This is a genomic window from Streptomyces sp. NPDC006552, assembly GCF_040611655.1.
In the GTDB taxonomy this organism is placed as follows: domain Bacteria; phylum Actinomycetota; class Actinomycetes; order Streptomycetales; family Streptomycetaceae; genus Streptomyces.
This window is the reverse complement of sequence record NZ_JBEXOS010000019.1, coordinates 45,851-63,229: the sequence shown is the minus strand read 5'-3', so window position 1 is coordinate 63,229 and position 17,379 is coordinate 45,851. Positions and strand designations below refer to the sequence as shown.

The window sequence follows — 17,379 nt, the reverse complement described above, 5'->3', positions numbered from 1 at the left end:
CGCCCGTGTCCGGACCCGGCGCCCGCCCGCTACAACGCGACGGCGGCCGCGACCAGTTCGGCGTTGCCGCGCGCCCGCTCCCCGTCCGGCAGGAACAGCGTGTCCTCCAGGCCGATCCGCGTCGCGAGGCCCGAGCGGAGCGCGAGCCGGAGCACCGGCCACGCACCCCCTTCCTCCCCGTGCAGCAGCACCGGCCGCCCGTGCGCGGAGCCGAGAGCGGCCAGCAGTGCGCGGGCCGTCCCCTCGGCCGACTCGGGGCGGGTGTCGGTGACCTCGGCGAGCACCCGCAGCACCCGCGGCGCGAGCGGTGACGCCGCGAACCGCTCGGCCCCGTCCGTGCCCGACCAGACGCCCGCCTCCACCCCGACGCCCCGGGCGAGCAGCGCGGCGGCCACCGCCTCCGCGCCGGGCTCGTGCCAGTTCACCGAGGCGTGGTCCGGCAGGGTCGGCCACGCCTCGATCCGCGCCACGCGCGCGGCGGGGTCGGGCTCGGCCCACGCGCCCGTCGTCACACCGACCGGCACGGCGACCCGGGCCCGGACGGCGTCGAGCGTCGCCGCCACCGCACGCGGCGACAGCGTGTCCTGTCCGCACGGCGACTTGGGGTGGACATGCACATCCGACGCGCCGGCCGCGACCGCCCCGGCGGCGGCTTCGGCCAGCGCGCCGGGCGACAACGGCACCACCGCTCCGTCGCCGGCTCCCCGCGCACCGTTCAGACAGACCTGTACGAACACCATGGGCCCGATGGTCGCAGCAGGCGCGGACAGCCGGCCACCGGCCGGCGACGGCCAGTCTTCGCACGGGCGGGATGCGGCCGAAAACGTCCCTCACCTTCCCTCCTGAGGTATGTTGAGGGAGTGCAGCGACAGTATTACTCCCTCGATCAGGTCGCAGACCTGCTCGGCCTCCACGTCCGGACCGTGCGCGGCTATGTCCGCGACGGGCGGCTGAAGGCCACCCAGGTCGGACGCCGCTACCGCGTCACCCGCGCCGACCTGGACGCCTTCACCGGCGCCCCGGCCGCGCCCCGCCCGCCCGGCGGCGCGCACGCCGAGGCCTCGATCATCGTCCAGGTCGACGGCGTCACCCCGCAGGCCGCGATGCGGCTGGGCAACACGGTCGTCGCGGTGGCCCACAGCGCCGGCGGCGACAGGGGCGCGGCCCGGCTGCGGGTGGAGAGCGTCTACGACGAGGAGCGCGCGGTGCTCAAGGTCATCGTGCTGGGCGGACTCGCCGAGGCCGCCGAGCTGTTGCGGATCGTCGACACCCTGGTGGAGGACTCATGACGGACGAACCGGCGGACGAGCTGCGGGAGTTGGCGGGGGTGGCGGTATGGGTCTGCTCCCCGGACGGCCCGCCCCTCGACGGGGAGCGCGCCGCGCTCGACCTGATCGGCGAGGCCGGTTACCGCGGCGCCGCCTGGGTAGCCGTCCCGGCCGCGCGGTGCGGCGCGGACTTCTTCCGGTTGCGGACGCGCGTCGCGGGCGAGGTCGTGCAGAAGTTCGCCAACTACCGCCTGGGCCTGGCGATCGTCGGCGACATCACGGCGCAGACCGCCGCCAGCACGGCACTGGCCGACTTCGTCCGGGAGAGCGACCGCGGCGGACAGCTGTGGTTCGTGCGCGACACCGCCGCATTGGAGGCGCGCCTGGTGGCTCCGCAGCGCGCCGGCGCGCGACGCGTCTGACGGCGGTCAGCTTGTGGTTCGTGCGCGACGCCGCCGCGCTGGAGGTGCGCCTTGTGGCTCCGCAGCGCGCCGGCGCGCGACGCGTCTGACGGCGGTCAGCTTGTGGTTCGTGCGCGACACCGCCGCACTTGAGGCGCGCCTCGTGGCTCCGCAGCGCGCCGGCATCCGACGCGACTGACGGCGGTCTGCCCCGGCTCACTCACCGTGGCATGGGCCGATCGCCTGCGCGGCACTGGCCGATTGCGTCCGGGAGAGCGACCGCGGCGGTCAGCTGTGATTCGTGCGCGACACCGCCGCACTGGAGGCGCGCCTCGTGGCTCCGCAGCGCGCCGGCACCCGACGCGCCTTAACGCGGACTACCCCGGCTCACCGCGGCGCGGACTGACCGCCTGCGCGGCCTCGCCGCAGGCCGGCCGCATGTCGCAGCCGGGGCGCCGCCCACGGTGACCGGTGACGCCGCCGAAACCGGCGTCCGCCGACCGACCCGACCCAGCGCTGCCACACCGTGCCCAAGGACACCGCCGCGCACCCGGCCGGCCCCGGGGACCACCGACCCCGGCCCGTCCCGCCCACGCCATGGAGGTCCCGCTCGGCGCCGACGCGCGTATCTGCCGCGGTGCCTGCTGAACCGCGAGCACCTAGAGGCGATTCCCGGCCAGGAGCGGCCAGGAGTGACCCGGGTCGGTCAGGGGTGAATCCGGGGGCGTGCCGGTGACCGGCTCGCACCCCCGTCGCGCTGTACGTCGCTCCACACCGCAGCGCCAAACCCTCGCTCCGCGCCCCCGCGCTACGCCGTGACCAGCTGCCGCGCCCGCCTGGCCTCCATCAGGGCCGCGGACGTGAGCACGGGCCGCGGCACCACGATGCCGCAGTGCGCGCAGACGGGGCCCGACGACGGTTCGTGCGCCAGGTCGTGCTTCCAGACCAGCGCCGTGCCCGTGCAGACGGGACAGCTGCGGCCCGGTTCGCGCTCCAGCGCCGCTATCAGCCGGCGCAGCACGTCGGCCAGCGGCTCGGTGGGGTGCACCGACGGGTCGTCGCACCAGGCGACGCCGAAGCCGCCCCAGGTCAGGCGGTGCCAGTCGTCGACACTGCCCGGGCGGCGCAGCCCGTCATGCTTCTCCTTGCGCCGCCGCTGCGCGAAGGCGACCTCGTACGCGAGCCAGACGGCCCGCGCCTCCTCCAGCTCCTCCAGCGCCGCCACCAGGCGCGCCGGGTCGGGGGAGCGGTCCTCGGGGCCGAACCCGGCCCGGGAACAGAGATGGTCCCAGGTGGCCCGGTGGCCGTAGGGAGCGAATCTCTCCAGGCACTTGCGCAGTGAGTAGCGCCGCAGTGCCAGGTCGCTCAGTGGGTCGCGCACCTGTCTTGCCAGACTCCGGAATCCAGCCATCGCCCTGCACCTCCGTCACACGTACGTCGGCGTCGCCGCGGCCATGGCGCGACGTCACCGAGTAGACGTATCGACACGCGATTCGGATCCCTCTCCGGGGCGGCCGGTCCCATCCGGTCTCCGATGGAAGCCATCACCGCCACCTTCCGAGGCTGAGGAGTCGACGAGTGATCCCTGTGGTGATTCCGAAAACGTGACGCATGTTCATCTTCTGTCGTGGGCTAACCGCCGGTAACCTCCGGCACACCATCGTCGGGAGGACCAGGCATGCGACGACGCATCCCACGAACCACCCTGCACAGAAAGGGCGCCGGCCCTTTGCGGAGACTTACGGCCGCCGCAGCGCTCCTACTCACCGCGGGACTGCTCTCCCCTCTCTCGACGGCCACGGCCGCCGACGAACCCGCACCCGTCAGCGACTACTGCAAGGGGCAGTGCGCGGACATCCTGCCGCCCGGGGCGAACGGCAGCGCCACGCTGGCCGAGATCCTCGCCAACAAGCTGCTCGGTACCCAGCCCGCTCACGCCGACGATCAGCTCGGCCCTTATGACGCCCTGTCCTCCGGCTACCCCTCACTCACGGATGACACGCTCACGAACTTCTTCAACGACTCCTCCTTCGGTGTCGCGGCCGATCAAGTGGGCTCGGTCACCCGTCCTCGCGAGGACGTGACCATCACCCGTGACAAGAAGAACGGCGTACCCCACATCAAAGGTTCCACGCGGTACGGAACCGAGTTCGGCGCCGGGTACGCCGCAGGTCAGGACCGGCTCTGGCTGATCGACCTGTTCCGCCACATCGGACGCGGCGAACTCACCTCGTTCGCCGGCGGCGCCCTCGCCAACCAGGGCCTGGAGCAGGAGTTCTGGCCACAGGCCCCGTACACCGAGGACGATCTGCAGAAGCAGGTCGACTTCATCAAGAGCTCCGGCGGCGAGCGCGGCAAACAGGCCATGGACGACGCGCAGGCCTACATCGACGGCCTGAACGCCTACCGGACCAAGTCCAAGAACGGCCGTTACTTCCCGGGCGAGTACGTCCTCACCGGCAAGATCGACGCGATCACCAACATCGGCGAGATACAGCCGTTCAAGGTCACCGACATGATCGCGCTGGCCTCGGTGGTCGGCGGCCTCTTCGGCAACGGCGGCGGGGGAGAGGTCGACGCGGCCCTCTCGCTCCTGAAGTCCCAGGAGAAGTACGGCGTCGAGAAGGGCACCCAGATCTGGGAGTCCTTCCGCGGCCGCAACGACCCGGAGGCCGTCACCACCATCCACGACGGCACGAGCTTCCCCTACGGGCAGAAACCCGCGAACGCGCGCGGCCAGGCCCTGCCCGACAAGGGATCGGTCGCCAGGGAGCCGCTCGTCTACGACCGTACGGGCTCGGCGGCGACGGCCGCGAAGTCCGGCACCGTGGCCAAGGACCCGGTGACGGCTCCGGCGAAGCTCAAGCCGCTCCAGGGCATGTACGACGACGGGGTGCTGCCGGCCGGCATGTTCTCCGGTTCGGCCACCAAGAAGGGCATGTCCAACGCCCTCCTCGTCTCCGGCAAGCACACCGCCTCCGGCCATCCGGTCGCCGTGTTCGGACCGCAGACCGGCTACTTCGCGCCCCAGCTGCTGATGATGCAGGAGCTGCAGGGGCCGGGGCTCAGCGCGCGCGGCGTCTCCTTCGCGGGCGTCGGCATGTACATCCAGCTCGGCCGCGGCCAGGACTACTCCTGGTCGGCGACGTCCGCGGGGCAGGACATCACCGACACCTACGCGGTGCCGCTGTGCGAGCCGGGCGGCGGCGCGCCGACCAAGGACTCCACCTCCTACGTCTACCGGGGCACCTGCACCCCGATGGAGAAGCTGGAGAAGAAGAACGCCTGGAAGCCGACGGTCGCCGACTCGACGGCCGCGGGCTCCTACCGGATGCAGGTCTTCCGCACCCAGTACGGCATCGTCACCCACCGCGCGACGGTCGACGGCAAACCCGTCGCCTACACCTCGCTGCGCTCGACCTACCGCCACGAGGCCGACTCGATCATCGGCTTCCAGATGCTGAACGACCCGTCGTACGTCACGGACGCCGCGACCTTCGCCAAGGCCGCCCAGCACATCAGCTACGCCTTCAACTGGTTCTACGCCGACTCGCGGGACATCGCGTACTACAACAGCGGCGCCAACCCCGTGCGGGCCAAGGACGTCGACATGTCGCTGCCGGTCAAGGCCGAACAGGCCTATGAGTGGCAGGACTTCGACCCGAAGGACAACACCTCGGCCCAGACACCGCCGGCCGAACATCCCCAGTCCGTCAACCAGGACTACTACGTCTCCTGGAACAACAAACAGGCCAAGGACTTCACCGCCGCCAACTTCAGCCTGGGCGCCGTCCAGCGCGCGAACCTGCTCGACGACCGGGTGAAGAAGCTGACCGCCGAGGGCGGTGTCACGCGGGCCTCGCTCACCCAGGCCATGGCGCAGGCCGCCGTGACCGACCTGCGCGGCGAACAGGTGCTGCCGGAACTGCTCAAGGTCATCCGCAGCAAACCGGTCGACGACCCGCAGCTGTCCAAGGCGGTCCAGCAGCTGGAGGCCTGGCGCGCCGCGGGAGCGCAGCGCAACCAGACCGCGGCGGGCTCGAAGACCTACGCGCATCCGGACGCCGTGCGGATCATGGACGCGTGGTGGCCGCAGCTGGTGGAGGCCGAGTTCAGGCCGGGGCTCGGCGACGACCTCTACCAGGCGCTCACCGGCCAGCTCAGCGTCGACGAGGCGCCCTCGGCCGGCCACGGCCCGACCGGCGCGCACGCCGGATCGGCCTTCCAGTACGGCTGGTGGGGCTATGTCGACAAGGACCTGCGGACGGTGCTCGGGCAGCCGGTCAAGGGGCCGCTCGGGGCCGCGTACTGCGGCGGCGGGGACCTTTCCGCGTGCCGGGACGCGCTCCTGACGACACTCGGGAAGGCGGCGGCCATCCCGGCCACCCAGGTCTACCCGGGCGACGACGCCTGCAAGGCCGGTGACCAGTGGTGCGCGGACAGCATCATCCACCGGGCGCTCGGCGGGATCACCCACCGGGGCATCCAGTGGCAGAACCGTCCCACCTACCAGCAGGTCGTGGAGTTCCCGGCCCACCGATGAGAGGAGGGGCCACCACCCGGTGACCCGAGGACGCGGCTGCCCACCCCGGGCGGCCGCGTCCGTCTATGCCGGGCGACCGTCGGCGCGGGCCTTTCGTGCTGGCTGCCGTACACGCCGTCAGGTGCCGCGCGGGTCAGGCGAGTTCGCGTTCCCGGGTCTCCGGCAGGGCGAGGACGCAGAGCAGCGAGACGACCGCCATCGCGCTCACGTACCAGCCGACCGACGACGACCCGAACGCGCTCTGCAACCGCGTCGCCACCAGGGGCGCCACCGCACCGCCGAGCACCCCGCCGAGGTTGTAGGCGAAGGAGGCGCCCGAGTAGCGCACCCGCACCCCGAACAGCTCGGGCAGGTAGGCGCCCATCGGGCCGTAGACCACGCCCATGCAGAACAGGGCGCCGCCGAGCGCCAGCGCGATGAGCGCGGGCTGCTCGGTGTCCATCAGCGGGAACAGGGCCAGGCCCCAGACGGCCGCCAGGGCGGAGCCCACGAGCACCGTCCTGCGGCGGCCGCCCGCGTCGGAGCGCGTCGCGGCGAGCCAGGTGCCGGCGGCCAGGAACAGACACGCCACCAGCGACACCGCGAGCATGGTGCCGCGCGGCACACCGAGCGTCTTGGTGCCGTATGCGAGGCAGTAGGTCGTGGCCGTGTAGAAGAGGCCGTACGCGATGACCATGCCGCCCGCGCCGAGCAGGATCTCCTTGGGGTGGCGCCGGAAGACCTCGAGGGCCGGGGCCTTGCTCGCCTCCTGGTCCCGCATCACCTTGGCGAAGACCGGCGTCTCGCTGATCCTGAGCCGGACGAACAGGCCGACGGCGACCAGCAGGAAGGAGAGCAGGAACGGAACGCGCCAGCCCCACGACGAGAAGGCGTCGTCCGACAGCGTCTCGGAGAGCAGCCAGAAGACACCGGTCGCCGCGAAGAACCCGACCGACGGGCCGAGTTGCGGGAAGGCCGCGAACATCCCGCGCCGGCCGCGCGGCGCGTGCTCCACGGCCAGCAGCGCCGCCCCGCCCCACTCGCCGCCGAGGCCGACGCCCTGGAGGAACCGGAGCAGGACGAGGAGCAGGGGCGCCCAGACGCCCAGCGTGGCGTAGCCGGGCAGGAGTCCGACGCACGCCGTCGACAGGCCCATCAGGAGCAGGGAGGCGACCAGGACCGACTTGCGGCCGATCCGGTCGCCGAAGTGCCCGAAGACCAGCGAGCCGATCGGGCGGGCCGCGAAGGCGACGGCGTACGTGGAGAAAGAGGCGAGGGTGGCGTTCAGGGAGGAGAGGTTCGGGAAGAACGCGTCGTTCAGGACGAGCGCGGCGGCCGTTCCGTAGACATAGAAGTCGTAGAACTCGATGGCCGTCCCGATGAAACTGGCCACCGCGACGCGGCGCAGGCTCTCCGTGGCGGGCGCCTGCGCCGAGGGGGACGCGGCGGTGGTGGGGGCGGTGTCTTCCCTGGTGGGGTCGGAGTTGAGCACGTCCTGCACTGTCGCGGTAGCTGCATAGGGCAGTCAACGCGCGGGACGCGCTGTCTCGTTCCCTGAGACCGGTTACCTCACGTGCGGGTCCCGCTCACTTGTACGTGAGGTAGCGGGCGCGGACCCGGCGGAACGCCCGCAGCTCCTCCTGCCACGCCCCCACCACCTCGTCGGTCGTCGCGCCCGCGTCGATCATCGTGCGCACCCGCGTCGAACCGGTGAGCTTGTCGATCCAGTTGTCCGACCGCCACGCGAAACCGCTCCACACCGCCTTCGCGGTGACGAGCAGGGCGATGCCGGTGCGGACCGGGTCGAACGCCTCCCGGTCGTCGACGTGGAGCTGCACGCCCCCGATGGTCTTGCCCTGGAACTTGGAGAAGCTCGGCGCGAAGTACGCCTCCCTGAAGTGCACGCCGGGCAGGCCGAGTTGACCAGCCTTCGCGGCCCACCGCCCGTCGATGCCGTCGGCGCCGATCAGCTCGAAGGGGCGGGTGGTGCCGCGCCCCTCGGAGAGGTTCGTGCCCTCGAACAGACACGTGCCGGAGTAGACCAGCGCGGTGTCGGCCGTCGGCATGTTCGGGCTCGGCGGCACCCACGGCAGCCCCGAGACGTCGTAGAAGTCGCTCCGCTTCCAGCCCGTCATCGTGACGGTGGCCAGCTCGACGGGGCGCTCCAGGTACTCGGCGTTGAAGAGGCGGGCCAGCTCCGTGACCGTCATCCCGTGCGCCTGGGAGATCTCCCGGCGGCCGACGAAGGTCGCGAACTCCTTGTGCAGGACCGGCCCGTAGGCGCCGCGCCCGGTGACCGGGTTCGGCCGGTCCAGGACGACGAACCGCTTGCCCGCGAGCCGCGCCGCCTCCATGCAGTCGTACAGCGTCCAGATGTACGTGTAGAAGCGCGCGCCCACGTCCTGGATGTCGAAGACGACCGTGTCGACGCCGGACGCGGTGAAGACGTCGGCGAGCGCCTGCCCGCTCTTCAAGTAGGTGTCGTAGACGGGCAGCCCGGTCGCCGGGTCGTCGTAGCGGCCCTCCGAGCCGCCGGCCTGCGCGGTGCCGCGGAAGCCGTGCTCCGGCCCGAAGACCGCGACCAGGTCGACGCGTGGGTCGGGGTGCATCACGTCGACGATGTGCCGCACGTCGCGGGTGACCCCGGTCGGGTTGGTGACGATGCCGACCTTGTCGCCGTCGAGCAGCCGGTAGCCGTCCGCCACCAGCCGCTCGAAACCGGTCCGCAGACGGTGCCCGCCGCCCCCGGGAGCGGCGCTCGCCGCCCCGGCGCCGGCGAGCGGGACCCCGGCCGCGCCCACCGCCCCGGCGCTCGCCGCGAGCAGGACCCGTCTCGACACGTTCATGCGGACAACCTCCGGGGTCGGCGGAACTGGCATGCCCACGCACGCTAGCGCCCGGACCGGCCACGCGGAACGCACCGCACGCGATCACCACGGGAAACCCCTTCCGCGGCGACATACCGACTGGTTAGTCTGCTGAGGAAACGGAGCCGTGTCGAAGGAGACCGATGGTGGAGAGTCTGCAAGGGCAGGGAGTCGTCGTCACCGGCGCGGGCGGCGGCATCGGCGCCGCGCTCGCCCGCCGGTTCGCGGCCGCCGGCGCCCGCGTCGTCGTCAACGACCTGGACGCGGCCAAGGCCGCCGCGGTCGCCGACGAGATCGGCGCGACGGCCGTCCCCGGCGACGCCTCCGCGATCGTCGACGACGCCCGCGCCGCCCTCGGCGGCACCGTCGACGTCTACTGCGCCAACGCGGGGCTGGGCTCCGGCGGCACCGAGGCCGCCCCCGAGGAGGTCTGGGCCGCGGCCTGGGACGTGAACGTCATGGCGCACGTCCGCGCCGCGCACGCCCTGCTCCCCGGCTGGCTGGAGCGCGGCAGCGGCCGCTTCGTCTCCACCGTCTCGGCGGCCGGCCTGCTCACCATGGTGGGCGCGGCGCCCTACAGCGTCACCAAGCACGGCGCGTACGCCTTCGCCGAGTGGCTCTCCCTCACCTACCGCCACCGCGGGATCAAGGTCCACGCGATCTGCCCGCAGGGCGTGCGCACCGACATGCTCACCGCCGCCGGCTCGGCGGGCGAGCTGGTCCTCGCACCCACCGCGATCGAGCCGCAGGACGTCGCCGAGGCGCTCTTCGCGGGGATGGAGGCGGACCGCTTCCTGATCCTGCCGCACCCCGAGGTCGCCGAGTACTACGCGGCCCGCGCCGCCGTCCCCGACCGCTGGCTGACCGGGATGAACCACCTCCAGCAGAAGTGGGAGGCCGCCAAGTGACGGACTCGATCTACGCGGCCCGGCCCTGGCTCGGCGTCCTCAGCGAGGCCCAGAAGGCGCCCGTCACCCCGGCCGCCACCGTCGCCCACGCCTTCACCGCCGCCGTGCGCCGCGCCCCGGACCGCACCGCCCTCGCCTACTTCGACGGCCGTCTCTCCTACGCCGAGGTCGACGCCCTGTCGGACTCCGTGGCCGGCCACCTCGCCGCCCGGGGCCTGGAGCGCGGCGACCGCGTCGCGATCATGCTCCAGAACACCCCGCACTTCGTCCTGGCGCTGCTCGGCGCGTTCAAGGCGGGCGCGGTCGTGGTCCCCGTCAACCCCATGTACAAGTCGGGCGAGGTCGGCCACGTCCTGCACGACGCCGAGGTGACCGCGCTGGTCTGCACCGACCGGGCCTGGGAGGCGTACCTGCGCGAGACCGCCGCCGGCTCATCCGTGCGCATCGCGCTCACCGCCTGCGAGCTCGACTTCCAGGCGCGGGGCGACAAGCGGGTCCTGACGTTCGACCGGGTGACCCCGCCGGCCGACGACGCGGACGACCTGGTGGCCGTGGCCCGGGCCGGCCACCCGGCCCCCGCCGGCCGCGAACTCGCTCCGGACGACACCGCGCTGATCAGCTACACGTCCGGCACCAGTGGCGCCCCCAAGGGCGCCACGAACCTGCACCGCAACATCATGTACAACGCCGAGCGGCAGCGCACCGGACTCGCCCTGCCCGAAGGCGCCACCTACTTCGCGCTCGCGCCGCTGTTCCACATCACCGGCATGGTCTGCGAACTCGTCGCGAGCTTCGCCAACACCGGCACCCTCGCGCTCGCCTACCGCTTCGAACCCGGCGTCGTCCTCGACGCGTTCGCCGAGCACGAGCCCGCCTACACCGTCGGCCCGTCCACCGCCTTCATGGCGCTGGGCGCCCAGCCGCAGGCGACCCGCGAGCACTTCGCCTCCTTCGCCTCGATCTCCTCCGGCGGCGCGCCGGTGCCGCCCGCGCTGGTGGAGAAGTTCCGCGCCGCCTTCGGCCCCTACATCCACAACGGCTACGGCCTGACCGAGTGCACCGCGCCCTGCGCCTCCGTCCCCCCGGGCGTCGAGGCCCCCGTCGACCCGGTCTCCGGCACCCTCGCGGTCGGCGTCCCCGGCCCCGACTCCGTCGTGCGCATCCTCGACGACCTCGGCCACGAGGTGCCCTTCGGCGAACAGGGCGAGATCGCGGTCCGCGGCCCCCAGGTCGTGCCCGGCTACTGGCGCCGCCCCGACGCCACCGCCGAGGCCTTCCCCGACGGAGAACTGCGCACCGGCGACATCGGCTTCATGGACGAGCGCGGCTGGCTCTACGTCGTCGACCGCAAGAAGGACATGATCAACGCCTCCGGCTTCAAGGTCTGGCCCCGCGAGGTCGAGGACGTCCTCTACACGCACCCGGCCGTGCGCGAGGCGGCCGTCGTCGGCGTCCCGGACGCCTACCGCGGCGAGAGCGTCAAGGCGTACGTGAGCCTGCGCCCGGGCGCGGAGGCCACGTCCGAGGAACTGTCCGGATACTGCAAGGAGCGGCTCGCGGCGTACAAGTACCCGCGCGAGGTCGAGGTCCTGCGCGAGCTGCCGAAGACGGCGAGTGGGAAGATCCTCCGGCGGGAACTGCGTTCCCCCGCGGTGTGACGGAAGAAGTACGAGAAAGGCAGGTGGCGGCAGTGCCCAGGACGACGGACGGCGACGGTACGCCCGTTCCGCAACGGCTCCTCGCGGCCGCCACCCGGCTCTTCGCCGAGCGCGGCTACGACCGCACGTCGGTGCAGGAGATCGTGGAGGCGGCGGGCGTCACCAAGGGCGCCCTCTACCACTACTTCGGGTCCAAGGACGATCTGCTGCACGAGGTGTACGCGCGCGTGCTCCGCCTCCAGCAGGAGCGGCTCGACGCGTTCGCCGACGGGGACGACCCCGTCGAGCGGCGGCTGCGCGCGGCGGCGGCCGACGTCGTCGTCACGACGATCGACAACCTCGACGACGCGTCGATCTTCTTCCGCTCCATGCACCACCTCAGCCCCGAGAAGAACAAGCAGGTACGGGCCGAGCGGCGCCGCTACCACGAGCGGTTCCGGGCGCTGATCGAAGAGGGCCAGAAGACCGGCGTCTTCTCCGCCGACACCCCGGCCGACCTGGTGGTCGACTACCACTTCGGCTCGATCCACCACCTGTCGACCTGGTACCGCCCCGACGGCCCGCTCACCCCGCAGCAACTCGCCGACCAGCTGGCGGACCTGCTGCTGCGGGCGCTGCGGCCCTAGGACCTGTCCGGCAATTCCCGTCGTCACCCGGGGCAGACGGGAATTGTCAGACAGGCCCTAGCGGCAGGCAGATCCGCCGGCGACGCGGCCGGGACTACCGGTACTGCTTCAGCTCGCGCCGGGCCAGCGACCGCTGGTGCACCTCGTCGGGGCCGTCGGCCAGGCGCAGCGTCCGGGCGCCCGCCCACAGCTCGGCCAGCGGGTAGTCCTGCGAGACACCGCCCGCGCCGTGCAGCTGGACCGCCTTGTCGATGATGTCGACGACCGTCCGCGGGGTGGCGATCTTGATGGACTGGATCTCGGTGTGCGCCCCGCGGTTGCCGACCGTGTCCATCAGCCACGCCGTCTTCAGCACCAGCAGGCGCAGCTGCTCCACCGCCACCCGCGCGTCCGCGATCCACTCCTGCACCACGCCCTGCTGGGCCAGCGGCTTGCCGAAGGCGGTCCGGGCGACGGCCCGGCGGCACATCAGCTCGATGGCCCGCTCGGCCATGCCGATCAGCCGCATGCAGTGGTGGATGCGGCCGGGACCGAGCCGCGCCTGCGCGATGCCGAAGCCGCCGCCCTCCTCGCCGATCAGGTGATCGGCCGGCACGCGCGCGTGGTCGAAGACGACTTCTGCGTGGCCGCCGTGCCAGTGGTCCTCGAAGCCGTACACCGTCATCGCCCGGCGCACCTCGACGCCCGGGGTGTCGCGCGGCACCAGCACCATCGACTGCTGGCGGCGCGGGTCCGGGCCGTCCGGGTCCGTCTTGCCCATCACGATGAAGATCTTGCAGTCCGGGTTCATGGCACCCGAGATGTAGAACTTGCGGCCCGTGATGACGTACTCGTCGCCGTCGCGCTCGATGTGCGTCGTGATGTTCGTGGCGTCGGAGGAGGCGACCTCCGGCTCCGTCATCGCGAACGCCGAGCGGATCTCCCCGGCGAGCAGCGGCTCCAGCCACTGCTTGCGCTGCGCCTCGCTGCCGAACTGGGCGAGCACCTCCATGTTCCCGGTGTCGGGCGCGGCGCAGTTCAGCGCGGTCGGCGCCAGCTGCGGGCTGCGGCCGGTGATCTCGGCCAGCGGCGCGTACTGGAGGTTGGTCAGCCCCGCGCCGTGCTCGGCGTCCGGCAGGAAGAGGTTCCACAGCCCCTGCTTGCGGGCCTCGGCCTTCAGCTCCTCGACCACGGCCGGGGTCTGCCACGGCGAGTCGAGCGCGGCCCGCTGCTCGGCGGCGACCGCCTCGGCCGGGTACACGTGCGCGTCCATGAAGGCGAGCAGCCGCTCCCGCAGCTCCTGGGTGCGTGCGTCGAATGCGAAGTCCATGGGTGGGGTCAGCCTTCCTGAAGGTCCTGGAGGGTGGTGCGGCCGTGCTCGATGAAGACCGGGACCAGGTCGCCGATCCGGTCGAAGCCGGCGCCGACGGTCTGGCCGAGCGTGTAGCGGTAGTGGATTCCCTCCAGGATCACGGCGAGCTTGAACCAGGCGAACGCCGTGTACCAGGAGACGGCGGACACGTCGCGCCCCGAACGCGCGGCGTACCGCTCGACCAGCTCGGCCGGGGCCGGGTGCCCGGCGGCCGTGGCGGTCGTGGAGATGGGGGAGCCGGGCAGCTCCAGCGGCGCGCTGTACATCACGAGCAGGCCGAGATCGGTGAGCGGATCACCGAGCGTGGACATCTCCCAGTCGAGGACCGCCGTGATGCGGTCGGCGCCATCGGCGTCGTCGTCTCGGCGGATCAGGACGTTGTCGAGCCGGTAGTCCCCGTGCACGATCGTGGGCGCGGGCGAGGCGGGCAGCGAGCGGCCGAGCGCCGCGTGCAGCTCGTCGATGCCGGCCAGTTCCCGGTTGCGGGAGGCGTCCAGCTGCTTGCCCCAGCGGCGCAGCTGCCGGTCGAGGAAGCCCTCCGGCCGCCCGAAGTCGGCGAGGCCCACCTCGGCGGGGTCCACGGCGTGCAGGTCGACGAGCGTGTCCACGAGCCCGAGCACGGCGGCCCGGGTCCGCTCCGGGCCGAGCGGGGCGAGCTCCTCGGCGGTGCGGTACGGCGTCCCCGTCACGAACTCCATGACGTAGAACGGCGCCCCGAGCACCGACTCGTCCTCGCACAGCAGCAGCGGCTCGGGGACCGGTACGGCCGTGGGGTGCAGCCCCGCGATCACCCGGTACTCGCGCTTCATGTCGTGTGCGGTGGCCAGCACGTGGCCCAGCGGGGGCCGCCGCACCACCCACGTGGCCCGCCCGTCGCTGACCTGGTACGTCAGGTTGGAGCGGCCGCCCTCGACGAGCCGCCCGGACAGCGGCCCCCCGACCAGGCCGGGCCGCTCACGGTCGAGGTGGGCGCGCAGCTGGTCGAGATCGAGGCCAGGGGGGTGACTCATCGAGGTCCTCCGGAGTCCGGGTGGCTGAGGGGCGGGCGAGCAGGGGCAATGACCACATCATGCCGACCAGTCGGTATGCCGTCCAGTGGCGTACGGGATCGTGATCGTCCCCACGCCGGACCGGACGGCGGTCCGCGCGTGCCCAGCCCTCACACCACGAGCGCGGCCGCGGACACCGCCAGTGCCACGGTGCACAGTGCCGCCGTCAGCGCGGCCCGCCGGGACATCGGCTCGGGGGCCGCCTCGTCGCGGGCGAGGCCGGTGATCCGGCGGTGCGCGACCCCGAGGAAGCCCAGCCACATCGCGAGGCACAGCGCCGCGGCCACGAGACCCAGCGGATCGGTCCCGCCGTGCAGCACGGTCTTCACGGCGAGCACGGCCGCGACGGTGCAGGAGAGCGTCGTACGCCGCCAGGCGAGCCGGGTCCTGGCCGGCTGGAGACCGGGGTCGCGCGCGGGCTCCGGGGCCGCGTCCGCCCCGCTCACCCTTCCCAGCCCACGATCACCACGGCGACCATCGCCACGGCGACCAGCGCGACCACCAGGCTCAGGACCGCGGGGAAGCGCGACACCGGCAGATCCTCGCCGCGCCGCATCGCCCGCTCGCAGCGCACCCAGTGGCTCACCGCCCGCAGCGAGCAGAGCACGCCCGCGGCGAGCAGCGCCAGCGCGAGGCCCACGCGCCACGCCCAGCGCAGGTCCGGCAGGAACTGGTCCACGGCGAAGCCGCCGCCGATGAGCGCCAGCGCGGTGCGCACCCAGGCCAGGAAGGTGCGCTCGTTGGCCAGCGAGAAGCGGTAGTCGGGCGTGTCGCCCTCGTCCCTGACCCGTTCCGGGGCGAACCAGAGGCGGACGTTACGCACGAATTCGATCACTGGAGGGACCCTACCTGTGCGTCAGTCGCGCGTACGCCGCGAGGCTGTCCGGCGTCCACGGCCACGCGTCGAGCCGCCGCTCCAGTTCGTCCCGGGTCAGGAACGCGTGCCAGTCGATCTCCTCGGCCTGCGGCCGCACCGGGAGGTCGCAGGTCACCTCAGAGACGTACGACCACCAGGAGCCGCCGCCGTGCGGGTCCTCGTACAGGAACTTGAACAGCGGGGCCGGGGCCGGCAGCCCGCTCACCCCCAGCTCCTCCTCGGCCTCCCGCAGCGCCGCCGCGTCGTAGCTCTCGCCCGCGCCGACGACTCCGCCGACGAACATGTCGTACCGCCCCGGGAAGACGAGCTTGGTCGGGGTCCGCCGGTGCACGAAGATCCGGCCCGCCGGGTCGCGGACCAGGATGAACGCGGCCCGGTGACGCAGTCCGCGGGCGTACGCCTCGCCGCGGGGTGCCTGGCCGATGACATGGTCCTGGGCGTCGACGATGTCCAGGATCTCTTCAGCGGGGTTCATCCGACCAGGCTAGTTCCGTGGCGACGTGCACGTACGTCGTGGCCGATCGCGCAGTTCCCCGCGCCCCTGACGGAGCTGGTCTTCGGTGGTGACGTGCACGTGCACGGGACGGGGAGCATGCGCCCCGTCAGGGGCGCGGGGAACGGCGCGAGCAACCACATGCGACCTGCACCGGACAGTGGACACTCGCCCCGTCAGGGGCGCGGGGAACTGCGCGACCAGCCGCAACGGGCCCGCACCCGACCACAAACACCGGCCGAGTCCAGCCCAGCCCCCCTTACATGCCGCTCCGCATGGAATCCCGCTCCCGCACCGCGGCCCCCGGCATGGCCGGATGCAACCCGAGCAGCACCACCCCCGCCACCACCCCGGCCAACCCCACCGCCTGCCACGCCAACGCCCCCGTATCCATCCGCAACCGGTCCCCGAGAAAACCGACCCCGCACACGATCCCCGCCAACGGCTGCGCAGCAGTGAGCGCCGGCAACGACATCCGCAGCGGCGCCGTCTCGAACGCGCTCTGCACCAGCACCAGCCCCGTCACCCCGAGAGCGAACACGGCGTACGGCTGCCAGGACGTGAGCAGCTCCGACCAGCTCCCCGAACCGAACCGCTGCCCGCTCACCCGGGTCAGCGCGTCCTGTACCCCGTACAGCATCCCCGCCGCCACCGCGAGCAGCGCCGGCGCCGCGCTGAGCCGGGACCGCTTCGCGAGGGCCGCGAGCGCCAGGGCGCCGCCGACCATCAGGCCGATGATCAGCCAGTGCCGCAGCGGGTCGGTGACCGCGGTGCCGCCGCGCGGCTGCCCGGCCACGATGAACGCCGTCACCCCGCCCGCGAGCAGCAGCAGCCCGGCCCAGCCCTGCCGGCCCAGCGGCGCCTTGGTCTGGTGGCGCGAGAGGACCAGGGCGAAGAGGAGGTTGGTGGCGAGGAGCGGCTCGACCAGGGAGACCTCGCCGCGGCCGAGCGCGACGGCGCCGAGCCCCATGCCGCAGACCATCAGCCCTATCCCGGCCAGCCAGCGCGGCATCCGGATCAGGTCGAGCAGCAGCCGGGGGGAGAGGAAGTCGCCGAGCGGGGCGTGCTGGGCCGCGTTCTGCTGGAGGACGAAACCGATGCCCAGGCAGAAGGCCGCGCTCACGGCGAGGACGAGGACCAGGACCGACACGCTGCGCACCTCGGACAGCTGCTGGACGGGCAGGGACGGGTATCTGCCGACGATAGCGCTCCACGGCGCCGCCCGCTCGACGAGCCGCGCGGCAGAGCCGCCGGGCCCCAGCGCGCCGCCTACACGTGTCACATGCGCAAGGTCCCAGCTCACGGCCGTGCTTACGAAATTCGAACACCGAACTCGGCATTAACAGCGCCGAGTTGGTG

General features: G+C 72.6%; 16 protein-coding genes. 6 read left to right on the top strand and 10 right to left on the bottom strand.

The genetic code is table 11. From position 1 onward, the window contains the following. Positions 1-29: 29 nt before the first annotated feature. Positions 30-740, bottom strand: coding sequence for a 3-keto-5-aminohexanoate cleavage protein (locus ABZY33_RS14400; RefSeq protein ID WP_356491862.1), 711 nt, complete (start codon positions 738-740; stop codon positions 30-32). Between the two features lie 120 nt (positions 741-860). On the opposite strand from ABZY33_RS14400, the gene ABZY33_RS14395 reads away from it, so the two are divergent. Both ABZY33_RS14395 and ABZY33_RS14390 read left to right on the top strand, forming a co-directional pair. Then, a complete protein-coding gene (locus tag ABZY33_RS14395) occupies positions 861-1,289 on the top strand; it encodes a helix-turn-helix domain-containing protein (protein ID WP_356491861.1) in 429 nt (142 codons plus the stop codon). Beyond that, positions 1,286-1,690, top strand: a complete 405-nt coding sequence (locus ABZY33_RS14390) for a DUF4180 domain-containing protein (RefSeq protein WP_356491860.1) — start codon at positions 1,286-1,288, stop codon at positions 1,688-1,690. Before ABZY33_RS14395 ends, ABZY33_RS14390 begins: the two co-directional genes overlap by 4 nt. A 787-nt stretch (positions 1,691-2,477) precedes the next feature. Here the strand turns inward: ABZY33_RS14390 and ABZY33_RS14385 are convergent. Then, a complete protein-coding gene (locus tag ABZY33_RS14385) occupies positions 2,478-3,080 on the bottom strand; it encodes a hypothetical protein (protein WP_356491859.1) in 603 nt (200 codons plus the stop codon). Between the two features lie 267 nt (positions 3,081-3,347). Between ABZY33_RS14385 and ABZY33_RS14380 the strand changes: the two genes are divergently transcribed. Further along, complete coding sequence (locus ABZY33_RS14380; RefSeq protein ID WP_356491858.1) at positions 3,348-6,212, top strand: penicillin acylase family protein; 2,865 nt, start codon at positions 3,348-3,350, stop codon at positions 6,210-6,212. A gap of 133 nt (positions 6,213-6,345) precedes the next feature. Here ABZY33_RS14380 and ABZY33_RS14375 read toward each other — a convergent pair whose 3' ends face one another. Together ABZY33_RS14375 and ABZY33_RS14370 are read right to left on the bottom strand one after the other, a co-directional pair. Continuing rightward, positions 6,346-7,599, bottom strand: coding sequence for an MFS transporter (locus tag ABZY33_RS14375; RefSeq protein WP_356491905.1), 1,254 nt, complete (start codon positions 7,597-7,599; stop codon positions 6,346-6,348). A gap of 178 nt (positions 7,600-7,777) precedes the next feature. Then, entirely contained in the window at positions 7,778-9,037 is a 1,260-nt protein-coding gene (locus tag ABZY33_RS14370) for a DUF1343 domain-containing protein (protein WP_356491857.1), read from the bottom strand. Positions 9,038-9,201: 164 nt separating this feature from the next. Here ABZY33_RS14370 and ABZY33_RS14365 point away from each other — a divergent pair, with 164 nt between their 5' ends. From ABZY33_RS14365 to ABZY33_RS14355, 3 genes are read left to right on the top strand one after another with little or no spacing between them, the layout of a single operon-like run. Next, complete coding sequence (locus ABZY33_RS14365; RefSeq protein ID WP_356491856.1) at positions 9,202-9,966, top strand: SDR family oxidoreductase; 765 nt, start codon at positions 9,202-9,204, stop codon at positions 9,964-9,966. Continuing rightward, complete coding sequence (locus ABZY33_RS14360) at positions 9,963-11,624, top strand: AMP-binding protein (RefSeq protein ID WP_356491855.1); 1,662 nt, start codon at positions 9,963-9,965, stop codon at positions 11,622-11,624. Before ABZY33_RS14365 ends, ABZY33_RS14360 begins: the two co-directional genes overlap by 4 nt. 32 nt (positions 11,625-11,656) lie before the next feature. Beyond that, a complete protein-coding gene (locus ABZY33_RS14355) occupies positions 11,657-12,250 on the top strand; it encodes a TetR/AcrR family transcriptional regulator (protein WP_356491854.1) in 594 nt (197 codons plus the stop codon). Positions 12,251-12,344: 94 nt separating this feature from the next. Here ABZY33_RS14355 and ABZY33_RS14350 read toward each other — a convergent pair whose 3' ends face one another. From ABZY33_RS14350 to ABZY33_RS14325, 6 genes are all read right to left on the bottom strand, one after another. Then, entirely contained in the window at positions 12,345-13,559 is a 1,215-nt protein-coding gene (locus ABZY33_RS14350; protein ID WP_356491853.1) for an acyl-CoA dehydrogenase family protein, read from the bottom strand. 8 nt (positions 13,560-13,567) lie between these two features. Continuing rightward, positions 13,568-14,611 (bottom strand): phosphotransferase family protein, encoded by a 1,044-nt coding sequence (locus ABZY33_RS14345; protein ID WP_356491852.1) that lies wholly within the window; start codon positions 14,609-14,611, stop codon positions 13,568-13,570. 149 nt (positions 14,612-14,760) lie between these two features. Next, positions 14,761-15,096: a DUF202 domain-containing protein gene (locus ABZY33_RS14340; protein WP_356491851.1), complete on the bottom strand. Its 336-nt coding sequence runs from the start codon at positions 15,094-15,096 to the stop codon at positions 14,761-14,763. Next, positions 15,093-15,485 (bottom strand): DUF202 domain-containing protein, encoded by a 393-nt coding sequence (locus ABZY33_RS14335; protein WP_356491850.1) that lies wholly within the window; start codon positions 15,483-15,485, stop codon positions 15,093-15,095. The genes ABZY33_RS14340 and ABZY33_RS14335 overlap by 4 nt, the downstream gene beginning before the upstream one ends. A 10-nt stretch (positions 15,486-15,495) precedes the next feature. Next, positions 15,496-16,002, bottom strand: coding sequence for an NUDIX domain-containing protein (locus ABZY33_RS14330; RefSeq protein WP_356491849.1), 507 nt, complete (start codon positions 16,000-16,002; stop codon positions 15,496-15,498). 277 nt (positions 16,003-16,279) lie between these two features. Next, a complete protein-coding gene (locus tag ABZY33_RS14325) occupies positions 16,280-17,170 on the bottom strand; it encodes a DMT family transporter (protein WP_356491904.1) in 891 nt (296 codons plus the stop codon). Positions 17,171-17,379 lie beyond the last annotated feature (209 nt).

What these genes read in the sequence shown, in the direction of transcription:
- ABZY33_RS14400 (WP_356491862.1), bottom strand. Translation starts at nt 740, where the DNA reads ATGGTGTTCGTACAGGTCTGTCTGAACGGTGCGCGGGGAGCCGGCGAC.
- ABZY33_RS14390 (WP_356491860.1), top strand. Translation starts at nt 1,286, where the DNA reads ATGACGGACGAACCGGCGGACGAGCTGCGGGAGTTGGCGGGGGTGGCG.
- ABZY33_RS14385 (WP_356491859.1), bottom strand. Translation starts at nt 3,080, where the DNA reads ATGGCTGGATTCCGGAGTCTGGCAAGACAGGTGCGCGACCCACTGAGC.
- ABZY33_RS14380 (WP_356491858.1), top strand. Translation starts at nt 3,348, where the DNA reads ATGCGACGACGCATCCCACGAACCACCCTGCACAGAAAGGGCGCCGGC.
- ABZY33_RS14370 (WP_356491857.1), bottom strand. Translation starts at nt 9,037, where the DNA reads ATGAACGTGTCGAGACGGGTCCTGCTCGCGGCGAGCGCCGGGGCGGTG.
- ABZY33_RS14365 (WP_356491856.1), top strand. Translation starts at nt 9,202, where the DNA reads ATGGTGGAGAGTCTGCAAGGGCAGGGAGTCGTCGTCACCGGCGCGGGC.
- ABZY33_RS14350 (WP_356491853.1), bottom strand. Translation starts at nt 13,559, where the DNA reads ATGGACTTCGCATTCGACGCACGCACCCAGGAGCTGCGGGAGCGGCTG.
- ABZY33_RS14345 (WP_356491852.1), bottom strand. Translation starts at nt 14,611, where the DNA reads ATGAGTCACCCCCCTGGCCTCGATCTCGACCAGCTGCGCGCCCACCTC.
- ABZY33_RS14330 (WP_356491849.1), bottom strand. Translation starts at nt 16,002, where the DNA reads ATGAACCCCGCTGAAGAGATCCTGGACATCGTCGACGCCCAGGACCAT.